Annotated in this window: 12 protein-coding genes; 5 read left to right on the top strand and 7 right to left on the bottom strand. The window is 71.7% G+C overall.

From position 1 onward, the window contains the following. Window positions 1-283: 283 nt before the first annotated feature. Together DEJ17_RS08130 and DEJ17_RS08125 are read right to left on the bottom strand one after the other, a co-directional pair. Window positions 284-1,558 (bottom strand): hemolysin family protein, encoded by a 1,275-nt coding sequence (locus DEJ17_RS08130; RefSeq protein WP_110892903.1) that lies wholly within the window; start codon window positions 1,556-1,558, stop codon window positions 284-286. 159 nt (window positions 1,559-1,717) lie between these two features. Continuing rightward, window positions 1,718-2,863, bottom strand: a complete 1,146-nt coding sequence (locus tag DEJ17_RS08125) for a M23 family metallopeptidase (protein ID WP_110892902.1) — start codon at window positions 2,861-2,863, stop codon at window positions 1,718-1,720. Window positions 2,864-3,025: 162 nt separating this feature from the next. Here DEJ17_RS08125 and DEJ17_RS08120 point away from each other — a divergent pair, with 162 nt between their 5' ends. Further along, entirely contained in the window at window positions 3,026-3,520 is a 495-nt protein-coding gene (locus tag DEJ17_RS08120; protein ID WP_110892901.1) for a hypothetical protein, read from the top strand. Between the two features lie 17 nt (window positions 3,521-3,537). Here the strand turns inward: DEJ17_RS08120 and DEJ17_RS08115 are convergent, their stop codons facing one another. Continuing rightward, entirely contained in the window at window positions 3,538-5,229 is a 1,692-nt protein-coding gene (locus DEJ17_RS08115) for a sodium:proton antiporter (RefSeq protein ID WP_110892900.1), read from the bottom strand. A 27-nt stretch (window positions 5,230-5,256) separates the two neighbouring features. Further along, window positions 5,257-5,622: a hypothetical protein gene (locus tag DEJ17_RS08110; protein ID WP_110892899.1), complete on the bottom strand. Its 366-nt coding sequence runs from the start codon at window positions 5,620-5,622 to the stop codon at window positions 5,257-5,259. 193 nt (window positions 5,623-5,815) lie between these two features. On the opposite strand from DEJ17_RS08110, the gene DEJ17_RS08105 reads away from it, so the two are divergent. Further along, complete coding sequence (locus DEJ17_RS08105; RefSeq protein WP_110892898.1) at window positions 5,816-8,026, top strand: NADP-dependent isocitrate dehydrogenase; 2,211 nt, start codon at window positions 5,816-5,818, stop codon at window positions 8,024-8,026. A gap of 75 nt (window positions 8,027-8,101) precedes the next feature. Here the strand turns inward: DEJ17_RS08105 and DEJ17_RS08100 are convergent, their stop codons facing one another. Together DEJ17_RS08100 and DEJ17_RS08095 are read right to left on the bottom strand one after the other, a co-directional pair. Then, the gene (locus DEJ17_RS08100) at window positions 8,102-8,557 is read right to left on the bottom strand and encodes a DUF3817 domain-containing protein (protein WP_110892897.1); all 456 of its coding nucleotides are present in this window, start codon (window positions 8,555-8,557) and stop codon (window positions 8,102-8,104) included. 80 nt (window positions 8,558-8,637) lie between these two features. Then, on the bottom strand, window positions 8,638-10,077 hold the full coding sequence (locus DEJ17_RS08095; RefSeq protein ID WP_110892896.1) for a DUF4832 domain-containing protein: 1,440 nt from the start codon (window positions 10,075-10,077) through the stop codon (window positions 8,638-8,640). 141 nt (window positions 10,078-10,218) lie between these two features. On the opposite strand from DEJ17_RS08095, the gene DEJ17_RS08090 reads away from it, so the two are divergent. Together DEJ17_RS08090 and DEJ17_RS08085 are read left to right on the top strand one after the other, a co-directional pair. Beyond that, complete coding sequence (locus DEJ17_RS08090) at window positions 10,219-10,995, top strand: ThuA domain-containing protein (RefSeq protein WP_258366722.1); 777 nt, start codon at window positions 10,219-10,221, stop codon at window positions 10,993-10,995. After that, window positions 10,992-12,149, top strand: coding sequence for a PP2C family protein-serine/threonine phosphatase (locus DEJ17_RS08085; protein WP_110892895.1), 1,158 nt, complete (start codon window positions 10,992-10,994; stop codon window positions 12,147-12,149). Before DEJ17_RS08090 ends, DEJ17_RS08085 begins: the two co-directional genes overlap by 4 nt. Before the next feature lie 60 nt (window positions 12,150-12,209). On the opposite strand, the gene DEJ17_RS08080 is transcribed toward DEJ17_RS08085, so the two are convergent. After that, window positions 12,210-12,653, bottom strand: coding sequence for a disulfide bond formation protein B (locus tag DEJ17_RS08080; RefSeq protein ID WP_110892894.1), 444 nt, complete (start codon window positions 12,651-12,653; stop codon window positions 12,210-12,212). A 90-nt stretch (window positions 12,654-12,743) separates the two neighbouring features. Here DEJ17_RS08080 and DEJ17_RS08075 point away from each other — a divergent pair, with 90 nt between their 5' ends. Beyond that, window positions 12,744-13,394 (top strand): ScbR family autoregulator-binding transcription factor, encoded by a 651-nt coding sequence (locus DEJ17_RS08075; protein WP_110892893.1) that lies wholly within the window; start codon window positions 12,744-12,746, stop codon window positions 13,392-13,394. The last annotated feature ends 100 nt before the right edge of the window (window positions 13,395-13,494 follow it).

Raw genomic sequence — 13,494 nt, 5'->3', positions numbered from 1 at the left:
GCCCGTGACCGCTCGTCCGGCACCCCGCGGGGTGTTGCGACCGCCCGGAGCGGACGGGAGGCGCGGGGCGGCCCCGCCACGCGCCTCCCGTCCCGCGTCTGGTCGCGTTCCGTTGCGTGACCGGCCGTGCCCGACCGGTCACGACACGTCGCGTGCCGCCCGCCGGGTGGTCGCAACCTGTCGGTTGGTGGCGCCGCAGGCGACGGCCTGTGACCGCTCGCCGGCGCCCCGCGGGGTGTTGCGACCGCCTGCCGCCACGGGCTTCCCCCGCCCCGTCCCGCGCTCAGGGTGCGGCGTCGGCTCCGATGCGCACCCGCGCGACGCGGTGACCGTCCATGGCGGTCACCTCGAGGCGGTGGCCGCCGATCAGCACGACGTCACCGACCTCGGGCACGCGGTCCAGCTGCACCTGCACGAGCCCACCCACGGTCTCGTAGTCGCCGTCCGGCAGGACGGGGCCGCCGTCCGCAGCCAGGTCCTCGAGCACGGTGGCTCCGTCGACGCCGTCGTGCGCGAGCACGGACTCGTCGTGCTCCGTCGTGTCCCACTCGTCGCGGATGCGGCCGACGAGGTCCTCGAGCAGCGCCTCGAGCGTGACCATGCCCGCGCTGCCGCCGTACTCGTCGACCACCAGGGCGATCTGGTGTCCGTCGGTTCGCATGTCCGCGATCGCGCTCGACAGCGACTTCGTCTCGGGCAGGGCGAGCACCGGCCGGACGAGTGTGGCGACCGGGGCCGCGGGGTCGACCGGACGCAGCAGGTCGCGGAGGTGCACGAAGCCCTGGACCTCGTCACGTCCGCCGGAGGTCACGAGGTACCGGGTGTGGCCGGCGGCGATGGCCTGGTCGGTGGCCTCGGCGACGGAGAGTCCTGCGTCCAGCGTCGACACGTCGTACCAGGGGCGCATCGACTCCCGCAGGATGCGGTCACCGGCGTCCAGGGCACTGCGGGCGATCCGGCGTCCTTGCTCGTCGACGCCGGCGTGCTCGTCGACCAGGCCGCGGAGCTCCTCGGTGCTCATCGACTCGCTGCGGGCGTTCGGATCTCCGCCGAGCAGTCGCACGACGGTGTTGGTGGACTTCGAGAGGAGCCAGATCACCGGCCGCATCAGCACCGCGAAGCGCTCCAGGGTGGGGGCGACGGCCATCGAGAAGCCCTCGGCACGCTGCAGGGCGAGGCGCTTCGGCACGAGCTCGCCGAACACGAGCGACAGGTACGCGATGACGAGCGTCATGAGCACCAGTGCGACGGCTTCGGCGGAGCCCTGCTCGAGGCCGAGTCCCTGGAACAGCGGTGCGACGTCGGGTGCGATCGAGGAAGCCCCGTACGCAGCGGAGAAGAACCCGGCGACGGTCACACCGATCTGCACCGCGGACAGGAACCGGTTCGGGTCACGTCCGAGCTCCGCGACCCGCATCCCGCGGGGCCCACGGCGTTCGAGCTGCTGCAGCTGGGATTCGCGGAGGGAGACGAGTGCGATCTCGGCGGCCGCGAAGACCCCGCCGACGAGCACGAAGAGGATGACGAGCCCGAAGGCGATCCAGGTGTCGGCACCCATCAGCGGGCAGCCGCCTCGGATCGACGACGGGCGGGCGGTCTGTGGTGATCGTCCATGCCTGTGAGTCTGCACAGGACAACTGGGACATCACCGTGCTGCCGCTCGGCAGCGGCTGTGGGTTCTGCGTCGATCCGGGACGGGCCCTGCGGGAGTCGGTCGCTACAGGGTGAGCGAGCGACCGATGCGGGCTTCGAGCCACGCCTTCGGGTCAATCGGCGTGACGCCGTCCATCAGGACCTCGAGGTGCAGGTGCGCACCGGTCGAGACGCCGGACGACCCGACGAGCCCGATGAACTGACCCGCAGCGACGGTGTCACCGACCTTGAGCGGCGACGAGCCCGGGATCATGTGACCGTAGAGCGTGGACACCTGGCGACCGTCGATCACGTGGTCGATGATGACCGCGTTGCCGTACGAGAAGTACGTGCCCGAGACCCGGACCTTGCCAGCGGCCACGGCGCCGATCGGCGTGCCCATGCCCGGGGTGAAGTCGAGACCCTGGTGCAGGGACGAGCACGCACCGCACGGTGCCGAGCGGTAGCCGAAGCCGGAGCTCATCTGCACGGGGCCGGGGAACGGCGAGCGGACCGCGCCGCCGAACGAGACGGCGCCACCGACGGTCGCCGCGGTGTCGGCGGAACCAGCCGTCTTCGTGGTGACGGTCGAGCCACCACCGACGGTGAACCCGTCGCGGTCGAACCCGGCGGCCGTGACCGCCTGGGTCACGGCGTAGTCCTGGGTGCGCACGATCGGCGCGATGGTCGAGGTGGCCATCGAGGTACCGGCGCTGGCGTGGGCGGGCATCGCCGACGCGGCGAACATCGCGATGGCGGCGGCGGCACTGGTGAGCGTGATGCGACCGGCGCGGGCCGACCGGGAGGCCCGGGGTGCGCTGGCGACGCGGGTCACCTTGGGTGCGGGGCGACGGACGACGCGCTGGATGCGGTCGTCGACGTGCTCGGTGGTGGCGCGTGCGGCTGCGGAGCGGCGGCCGGCCGGCTCGGTGGTCGAGGACGCGGTCGCGACGAGGACGGGCTTCGCGGCCTTCGGCGCCTTGGCGGGCTTCGCGGCCTTTGCCGGCTTGGCGACCTTCGCTGCCCTGGCCGGCTTCTCGGGCTTGGAGGCCTTCGCGGCCGGAGCTGCCGTATCGGGCTCGGCGACCTTCGCGACCTTGGCGACCGGAGCTGCCTTGCTGCGACGCTGCGACCCGCGGGCTGCTGCGCGCTCGGCCTCGAGGGCAGCGCGACGGGACAGGTGCACCACCGGGGTCTCCGGGTGCTGGTCGAGTTCGGGTGCAGTCGTCATGGCCGCCCACCATTCTGCACGACTCTGTCGCTTTGTACAGGGCCTTCCGTGATCTTTTCGTTACCGAGTGCGCTGGGAGGCCCCTGATCACCGTGGGCTGCGGCGTCCCCCGAGCCCCGCCGATCGGTACGGTCAGGGGAGAGCGACGGAAGGACCCGCACCATGGCCCGATCGCCGCGTGAGCGGTACGGAACGGTCGACCTGGCTTCGGCCGACGTCGTGCTGGCCGGAACCCAGGAACTCCTGCCCGTGCTCCGGGCCGCGTCGGTGCGCGCCGGGATCGACGCCGCGCGGATGCGGGTCATCGGGGTCGACGACCTGCCGGACCCCGAGGAGACGTGGGATGCCGCGCTGGCCGTCATCGCGATCCGTCGCCCCGGTGACGACCCCGCGTTCCACCGGGCGCAGGCGGCTGCCGAGCTCATCGCGCCGATGCTCGCGCCGCACGCCGTCCGCATCGTCGTCACGGTCTCCGGGGTGACACGGCTCGCGCCGAAGCTCGAGCGGACTCTGACCGCCGAGGTCCTGCACCAGATCGATGCCGCGTCGGCGCCGTCCGGGTTCCGCCGGCCCTTCCGGCCCCTGCGCATGCGGCTCGGGCTCGCCGGGCTCCGTGCCGCCGGCGTCCGGGTGTTCCGTGTCTCGATCGGCGACTGAGCCGCCCGCGGAGCAGGTCACCGGGTCGGTGCGCCCCGCAGTTCGAGGGCGATCTGCTCGGCGTCCAGGTTCTGCAGCATCGACTCGAGCACCTCGGCGTCGAACGTGCCGTCGTCGCGGGCGTCGAGGATCGCGGAGCGCTGCGCCTGGAGGACCGCGAGACGCCGCGCCTTCTCGCGCCCCATCCAGGCGCGGAGCTCGGCCGGGTCCGCCGCCTCGAGTTCTTCGCGTGAGGCCGGGGGCTGTCCACCGGTGCGCGGTACCTGTTCGGCCGCGCTGCGCATGAGCTCGAGCAGGCGCTGTCGTTCCTCGGTGTCCTTCGCGGCGGTGTCCGGTGCGGGGGCGGCGATGCGTCGGAGCAGGGGACCGATCGTGCCGCCCTGGACCACCAGGGACAGCAGTGCGACCGCGAAGGCGACGAACACCAGGAGCGATCGCTGCGGGGTGTCCTCGGGCAGGGTCTGCGCAGCTGCGACGGTCACGGCCCCGCGCATCCCCGCCCAGACCACGGCGGTGCCCTCGCGCCAGCCCAGCGGCGCCTTCGTGTAGTACGCGATGTGCGCCAGGGTGCGGCGGACGCGCGTCGTGAACCGGTCGAGCTCTCGTTGCGAGGGGGCGCGGTTGCCCGGCCGGTGCTCGCGGATCACCTCGCTCATCGCGTCGCGGTCGCCAGCGTGCATCTCGGCGAAGCGCTCCTGCATCCGCTCGCCGCGCTTGGCGCTCGCGGACAGGCCGAGCAGGAGCGGCACGACGTACGCGGCCCGCACGAGCACGGTGAGCACGAGGGCTCCGACGGCGATGAGGAGGGCCGGTCCGACACCTGTGTGCTCGTCCTGCACGTCGCCGAGGATGGTCGCGAGCTCGAGTCCCATCGTCAGGAACACCGCGCCCTCGAGCACGAGTTCGATGGTCCGCCAGTTCTGGGCGTCCGACAGCCGATGCCCCGGCGGGAGCTTGCGCGGCCCGACGATCCCGGTGAACAGGCCCGCGACGACGGCGGCCACGAGTCCTGACCCGCCGAAGTGCTCGGTCGGGACCCCCGCGACGAACGGCACCGCGAAGGACAGCGCCGTGTTCACCGCTGCACTCGGCACGCGCGCGCGGACGAACACGTTCAGCCAGCCGACGAACCACCCGATGACGACAGCGATTGCCACGGCGCCCGCGAAGTCGCCGAGCGCCCCCCAGAACGAGAACGACGCGGCAGCGGCGACGATGGCGGTGCGCAGGAGCACGAGCGCGGTGGCGTCGTTGAGCAGCGATTCGCCGTCGAGGATCGAGATCGCCCGGCGTGACACCGAGGTCTGCTTGACGATCGAGGTGGCGACGGCGTCGGTCGGGCTGACGATCGCGCCGAGGGCGATGCCCCACCAGAAGCCGAGGCCCGGGATCACCCAGGCGAAGAACAGCCCGAGCACCAGGCTCGACGCGACGACGAGCAGGACCGACAGGCCACTGATCGCGCCGAACTCGCGCCGGAAGTTCATCGACGGCATCGACACCGCCGACGAGTACAGCAGCGGCGGCAGGACCCCGGCGAGGATCCACTCCGGTTCGATCTCCACGTGGGGGATGAAGGGCATCAGGCTCGCGACGATGCCGATGACGACGAGCACGAGCGGTGCCGCGATCCCGATGCGGGGGCCGAGCACGGCCGCGCCCGCGATGGCGATCAGGGCGATGACGCCCACGACGAGGAGTTCGGTCACCGGTCCAGGGTGGCACCACCGGCCGGATCAGGCTCCGTCGGGTTCAGAACTGTGGACGGCGCTCGCCTGCACCGACGGGTGTGGAGGAGCGGTGTGCGCGACGACGGAGACGCTGCCGACGGCGAGCACGAGCGCCAGCCCACCGGCTGTGCAGGCCGTCCCGATCCGCTGCAACCGCGATCGGCTGCCACGCTGACGCGGCGCGAACCGCTTGGCGCTCCGTCGGGGCTCAGGGCCGACGAGCCAGGGGCCGGAGCCGTCGGGGTCGTACGAGAACGGGCCGGAGCCGTCCGGCGCGTACCGGTACGGGCCGCTACCGTCCGAGGCGTAGGCGGACCGCAGGTCCTCCGCGGTCCAGCCGAAGTCGTCCGGGGTCTGCCGTGTGGTGGTCATGCGCGCTCTCCCTCGCTCTGGTGCTGCGGGAGACCAGTCCACGCACCGTTCCTATGTGTCGACAGTGCGCCTCCAGGGTGTCGACCGAGCATCTGCCGCGCGGAGGCAGGGGGCATGTATCTTGATGTCGAGACATCCTGCGCCACGAGTACCGTGGACGTACCGACGGTCGAACAAGGGAGTACCCGCCAGCATGGCCAAGATCATCTACACCCTCACGGACGAGGCGCCGTTCCTCGCCACCCACTCCTTCCTCCCGGTCATCCAGGCCTTCGCCGGCACCGCGGGTGTCGACGTCGAGACCCGCGACATCTCGCTCGCCGGCCGGATCATCGCCCAGTTCCCGGAGCGGCTCACCGACGAGCAGCGCCTGGACGACGCCCTCGCCGAGCTCGGCGACCTGGCGAAGACCCCCGAGGCGAACATCATCAAGCTGCCGAACATCTCGGCGTCGATCCCACAGCTCAAGGTCGCGATCGGGGAACTGCAGGCGCAGGGCTACGACCTGCCCGACTACCCGGACGAGGCCACGACCGACGAGCAGCGCGACGTCCGCGCCCGCTACGGCCGCGTCCAGGGCAGCGCCGTGAACCCGGTGCTGCGCGAGGGCAACTCCGACCGCCGCGCACCCCTGTCCGTCAAGAACTACGCCCGCAAGCACCCGCACCGCATGGGCGCCTGGTCGCGTGACTCGAAGACGAACGTCAGCACCATGGGCGTCGACGACTTCCGGTCGAACGAGAAGTCCTGGATCGCCCCCGCCGACGACGTCCTGACGATCACCTTCGTGGCCGAGGACGGCACCGAGCAGGTCCTCAAGCAGTCGATCCCCGTGCTGCAGGGCGAGGTCGTCGACGGCACCGTGCTGCACGTGGCCGCCCTCGAGACGTTCCTGCGGGAGCAGATCGAGCGCGCCGCCGCCGAGGACGTCCTGTTCTCCGTGCACCTCAAGGCCACGATGATGAAGATCTCGGACCCGATCATCTTCGGGCACGTCATCAAGGCGTTCTTCCCGTCGGTGTTCGAGCGCTACGGCGCCGACCTCGCCGCCGCAGGCCTGACCCCGAACGACGGCCTCGGCTCGATCCTCGCCGGCCTCGGTGCGCTGCCGAACGGCGCCGAGATCGAGCGTGCCTTCAAGCAGGGCATCGCCGACGGCCCCGAGCTCGCCATGGTCGACTCGGACAAGGGCATCACGAACCTGCACGTGCCGAGCGACGTCATCGTCGACGCCTCGATGCCCGCGATGATCCGCACCTCCGGCCACATGTGGGGCCCGGACGGCGACGAGCACGACACCCTCGCCGTCATCCCCGACTCGAGCTACGCCGGCATCTACCAGGCCGTGCTCGACGACTGCCGCGCCCACGGCGCCTTCGACCCGTCGACGATGGGCTCCGTGCCCAACGTCGGCCTGATGGCGCAGAAGGCCGAGGAGTACGGCTCGCACGACAAGACCTTCGAGCTCCCCGGCGCCGGTGTGGTCCGCGTCACGACCGCCTCGGGTGACGTCGTCATCGAGCACGACGTCGAGCCCGGCGACATCTGGCGCGCCTGCCAGACCAAGGACGTCGCCATCCGCGACTGGGTGAAGCTCGCCGTCACCCGCGCGCGTGCCTCCTCGACGCCCGCAGTGTTCTGGCTCGACGAGACCCGCGCCCACGACGCGAACCTCATCGGGCTGGTCCGTCAGTACCTCGGCGAGCACGACACCGAGGGCCTGCGGATCGAGATCCTCGCGCCCGAGGACGCCATGCGTTTCTCACTCGAGCGGATCCGCCGCGGCGAGGACACCATCTCGGTCACGGGCAACGTCCTGCGCGACTACCTGACCGACCTGTTCCCGATCATGGAGCTCGGCACCTCGGCGAAGATGCTCTCCGTCGTCCCGCTGCTGGGCGGTGGCGGCCTGTTCGAGACCGGTGCCGGTGGTTCCGCGCCGAAGCACGTGCAGCAGCTCGTGCAGCAGAACTACCTGCGCTGGGACAGCCTGGGCGAGTTCCTCGCACTGGCGGTCAGCCTCGAGCACCTCGCCGGTGTGACGGGCAACGAGCGGGCGAAGATCCTGGGCGAGACCCTCGACCGTGCCACCGGGACGTTCCTCGAGCAGGACAAGTCCCCTGGTCGGAAGCTCGGCTCGATCGACAACCGCGGCAGCCACTTCTACCTGGCGAAGTACTGGGCCGAAGAGCTCGCGGCGCAGACCCAGGACACCGAGCTCGCGGCGTCGTTCGCGGACCTCGCGGCGAAGCTCGGTGAGCAGGAGCACACCATCGTCGACGAGCTCGTCTCGGTGCAGGGCCACCCGGCGGACATCGGCGGCTACTACCGCCCCGATGACGCCAAGACGAGCGCGGTCATGCGCCCGTCCGTGTGTGGTCGCGACCACGGCCGCGCTTCGTGAGCAGCAATGGTCGCGTCCGCACCACGAAACCCGACCATTCCTGCTCACGAAGTGACACGGGGGAAGCGCGTGGCGTCAGCCGCGGGACGGCACGGGCGGGCCGACGGCCAGCAGCCCGGTGAAGACCAGGGCGACGGCCACGACCCCGATGCCGGCGGCCACCGCGGGGCGACGCACCACGAAGAACAGCAGGCGGTCCCAGAAGCCCGAGTGGGCGTCCGGCGAACGGCGCCACGATCCCTCGAGCATGCCGCGGCGGGCGACCGCGACCTCGAACGGCACCGTCGCGTACGGCACGACGGCACTGGCCCAGCCGAGCACGAGTGCCCCGAACGACCACCGCTGGTTCACGGCGACGACCGTCGTGACCACCAGGTACGCCAGGAACACGAAGCCGTGCACGCCGCCGCCGATGCGGACGCCCCAGTCGCCGGCGTCCAGGCCGTACTTGAGCACCATCCCGATGATCAGCAGGGTCCAGGTCACGAGTTCGGCGACCGCGGCGGCGCGGAACAGGGAGCGTGGGGTCATGGCCACCATCGTGGCGGACCCTGCTTGACAGACAGCAGGGCGCCCCGGGCGGATCGACCCGGGGCACCCTCGACGTCGGGTCAGTGCCGCACGACCACCGTCTGGCCCAGGCGGTTCACGCCGGCGCGTGCGTCCCACGTGCCGGTGTTCGCCGTCTGGATCGCGAAGGACGGGTTCGACGCCACCGAGCGTTCGGGCGCCGGCAGGCCGAGGGCGACGTCCCAGCGGCCCTTCGGCAGGTGTGCGAGCGACGCCCGGACGGTCACGGTCCGGCCCGGCTGCCACGACGACGCGTCGGCGCGCACCGGCACGGTGACCCGGCGGTGCCCGTCGGTCAGCACGAGCTGCACCGGGCGGCTGTTGTACGGCGCCGCCCAGCCGTCGTTCCGCACCGACACCGCGACCGACGGCGTGCGACCGGTGGTGACGGTGCTCGAGGTCATCGTGAAGCGGTAGCCGAGCTTCTTCGCGGCGTCGGCCACGCCGTCCGCGCCCCAGGTCGCCAGGACGTCCTTGTTGTAGTCCAGGTTGAGGTAGCTGTAGTGGTACTTCGCCATCTCGGCCGAGGCGGACGGGTACTCGGACCGCGGCGCGTTCACGGCGCAGGTCTCGCCACCGACGGGGACGTACCGCGACTCGGCGGCCAGGTAGTCCTGGTCGAGTGACAGCGGGTCGCTCAGGAACGTGCCGAAGTCGTCCGGCGAGGCGAGGAAGCAGTCGTTGTGGTGCCCTATGCGCGACGCTGCCGACCCGTCGTGCGCCTGCTCCGGGGTGAGCGCCCCGGCCGTGCCGGACGGCGTGCGGAGTGCGTCCTGCTTCATCTGCATCGTGCGGACCTGGACCGAGCGGCTGGACGGCAGGGCCGCGAGTTCGGCTTGCAGGACCTGCCGTCGGGCGTCCTTGTCGGCCTCGGTCAGCACGCCCGGGTTCGCCGGGTCGCTGGCGAAGTGGTCGGTGTAGTAGCCCTCGCCCCAGAGCCCGATGAACCCCTGCTGCAGGGTCGGGATGACGTCGGCGTTCCGGCGGAGCGTCGGGGTGAGCTGCTGGATGTGCGCGAGCACGGTCGGCAGGTCGGCGTCGCCGTAGGGCGCCGAGTACGGGTACGCGCCGCCCTGCACGTACGCGAATCGGGTGATCACGCCCACCCCTGCCGCACGTGCGGTGTCGTAGTCGCGCTGCACGAGCCGCAGCCAGGCCGGACTGAGGCGCTGCTGCTGGGCGAACGCCTCCATGTAGAACACCCGGACGATCTGGGTGACCCCCTCGGCGCGGTAGCCGCGGAGCGTCGCGGCGTCGAGCGGCGTGTACCCGGTGCCGTCGGCGCGGTAGTGCGTCTCGGTGGTGTGGTCGAACCCGCGCGAGGGGTTCGGGATGACGGCGTCGCTCGCCGCGTAGGTCACGGTCGAACTGGTCGTGGTCTGTTTCTTGTGATGGCCGGTGGGCGATGCCCATGCGGCGGTCGGTACGGCGAGTGCGAGCACCGTCGCGAGCGCGACGGTGGTGATGGTGCGGTGCTGCATCGGACGAGCCCCTGTCCTCGGCGCGGACGGTGATCGGCGCCCCCTGGCGCCGCCGTCCTGCGCGATTGTGATCTGAAGCTAGAACAAACGATCAGAAAACGCCAGGGTCTTCGCAATCCGATCACGGGTAGCGTTGGTTCCATGTCGCCGTCGACCGAGAACCGTCCCCTGAACATCGTCGTCTGGAACGAGAACGTGCACGAGACCCGCGGTGACGCGACGGTCGTCGGGCAATACCCCGACGGCATGCACGCCGTGATCGCCGAGGCACTCCGGCAGCTGCAGCCCGGGGCCGACGTCTCCACTGCCACCCTGCAGGAACCCGACCACGGCATCACCGCCGAACGCCTGGCCACCACGGACGTGCTGTTCTGGTGGGGGCACGCCGCCCACGACGAGGTGAGCGACGCCGTCGTCGACCTGGTCGTCGACGCCGTGCACGCCGGCATGGGCCTGGTGGTGCTGCACTCCGGTCACTACTCGAAACCGTTCAAGCGCCTGATGGGCACGACGTGCTCGCTGAAGTGGCGGAACGACGGCGAGCGCGAACTCGTCTGGACCGTCGCGCCCGAGCACCCGATCGCCGCCGGGGTCCCGCACCCGATCGTCATCGACCGGCAGGAGATGTACGGGGAGTACTTCGACATCCCGCGCCCCGACGAAGAGGTGTTCCTGTCGACCTTCGCCGGTGGCGAGGTCTTCCGCTCCGGGGTCGCCTACCACCGGGGGCTCGGCAAGGTCTTCTACTTCTCGCCGGGTGACCAGGAGTACCCCGTCTACCACCACCCGGACATCCAGCGCGTGCTCTCGAACGCCGCCGCTTGGGCCGCCCCGGTGTCCGAGCGCCGCGAGCTGACCGCCGACCCCCACCCGCGGGACTGGTTCCTGTCCGACGATGGGGGTAGACAGGTCGGGTGACCAACCATCTCGACGGTGCGGACAGACGCACCGCGGTGATCGAGGCACTCGCCATCTTGGGATCAGGACCCGAGGAGCGCTTCGATCGCATCACCCGCATGGCCCACGAGGCGTTCGACGTCCCGTTGACCTTCCTCAACCTCGTCCACCACGACCTCGTCACCACGCAGTCGACCTTCGGCTGGCACCAGGGATCGAGCGTCCCCGCCAGCGAGCAGTTCTGCGCGTCGACGGTGCTCACCCGCGAACCGATGGTGATCCCCGACGCGTCGCTCGACGCCAGGTTCGCCGACACCGCGGCGGTGGCGGAGCACGGCATCCGGTTCTACGCCGGCGCACCGTTGACCATGGCCGACGGGACCCGGGTGGGCACGCTGTGCCTGATGGACGCCGTGCCGCGCACGTTCTCGCCGGAGGACGTCGGCCTGCTGCAGGTCCTGGCCCGGTGGGCGGAGCGGGAGCTCGGCGTCGCCATCGACCGCGGACGGGTGCGTCGGGTGCTCGACGGCCTGGTGCCCGACCCGGTCGAGGTCCCAGGGCACGACCTCGACGTCCTGGTCGCCCAGCACGACGACGGCGGGGGTGACGTCGCCGACTGGCGCGTCGCGCCGGACGGCGCCCTGCACGTGACCGTCGGCCGCGTGAGCGCCGCCGGACCGGCGTCGGGCCTGCTCGCCGCCGCGGTCCGCGGTGCGGTGGCGGCGCGGACCGGCACCGACATGGCGGACGCCATCGTCGGCCTGGAGGCGCAGGTCACCGCCGACCTGTCGGCTGCGGACGCCGTCGGCTCGCTCTTCCACCTGCGGCTCGACCCGACGACGGGTCACGTCGACTTCGGCGACGCCGGACACGGGCTCGCGGTGCTCGTCCCCGCCGACGGCCCCGCGCGCGTCCTGCACCCGCTCGACCTGCCGCTCGGGCTGCAGCCGGAGTCGATCCCCCGGTCGCCCGGCGTGCTCGACCTCGAGCCCGGTGACCGGCTGGCGATCTGCACCCAGGGTGTCCTGACGCTGGACGGGCTCCGCCACCTGGACGACCTCGCCGACCTGGTGCGTGTCGAGCCGGACGGAGCCGGCGTCATCGAGCGCGTCCGTGCGCTCATGCCCACGGCAGGGGCCGTCGACGCCACCCTGGTGGTGCTCACCCGCCGCTGAGTGCGTGCCCGCGGCGTGCGGCGACGCGCTGTCGGAGCACGACGTGCTGCCCGCGGTGGATCAGGAGCGGAAGCGGTCCTGCCGGGGGCGCGGTGTGCCGGTCAGCGCGACCACGAGCAGCGTGGCGAGCAGGGCGAACCCGGCCAGCTCGATGCCCAGGCCGGCGAGCTGCCAGTACGCGCTGCCGACGTGCTGCGGCTGCGTGATCGACTCCGGCCACCACGGGTCGATGAGCGGGAAGGAGCCCGGGAACGGGTCGAGGCCGAACACCACGAGGCCGCCGAGCAGCAGCACGACCCCGAGGGCGGCCATCGCCCCGCGGGACCGACGGAGCATGTGCACCACGAGGGCCGCTGCCATGCCGGCGAGGCCGACGACGGCGATCAGGAACGCGAGCACCACGATGGTCTGCGGCGCGAGCGCGACCCAGTCCAGCACCGCGATCGGCAGCAGCAGCCACCGCCCCGTCCGTGCCCAGCGCGCAGGGTTCCGCCATCCGTCCATGGCGACCGACCGTAGGGCACCCGGCCGAACGCCTGCCGAATGCGGCCAGTGGGCCCCAGCGGCAACGTGCGCTGACTACGATCGGACCCCATGGCGCAGGACCGACCGACCCGGCAGCAGCGGTCGCTCGCGACCCGCACGGCGATCATCGAGGGCGCGGCCGCGGAGTTCGACGAACGCGGGTACGTCGGCGCCTCGATGGACGGCATCGCCGAACGCATCGGGATGACCAAGGGCGCGCTGTACTTCCACTTCACGTCGAAGGCCGACATGGCGGGCGCCGTGATCGCCGAGCAGCACGCGATCTCCCGACGCTACGGCGAGGCCGCGGTGGCGAAGGGGACGACGCCGCTCGAGTGGATCGTGTGGTTGGCGCAGGGGCTGGCCGTGCAGATGACGACCGAGGTGGTCGTCAGCGCCGGTGTCCGGCTGTCGACCGACGTGGCCGCGAGCGACGTCGACCGGCAGGACCCGTACACCGACTGGACCACGGTGGTCGCCGGGTTCGCGCGGCAGGCCGTCGACGCGGGCGAGATCGACCCACGGTGGGACCCGGAGCTGGTCGGCCGGGTCGTCGTCCGTGCCTACACCGGCGTGCAGACCGTTTCGGACGTGATGACCCGTCGGGCCGACCTGTTCGCGGGCCTGCGGGAACTCTGGACGGTCCTGCTGGACGCGTTCGTCACCGAACGGCTGCGTCCGGAGATCCCGCGGCTCGTCGCGCTCATCGCCCCGGAGTGACGCGGGTCCCCCCAGGGAACACCCACGTCACCTCGTTCTCCGAGACTACCGAGAAGGCCGTCCCACCACCGGCCCCAGTTCGTGGGCGTGTGTCCGGCGG

This window comes from Curtobacterium sp. MCSS17_011, from assembly GCF_003224275.1.
Classification (GTDB): Bacteria; Actinomycetota; Actinomycetes; order Actinomycetales; family Microbacteriaceae; genus Curtobacterium.
Note: the sequence above shows the minus strand (reverse complement) of the source record. Positions and strands in the feature narration are given on the sequence as shown.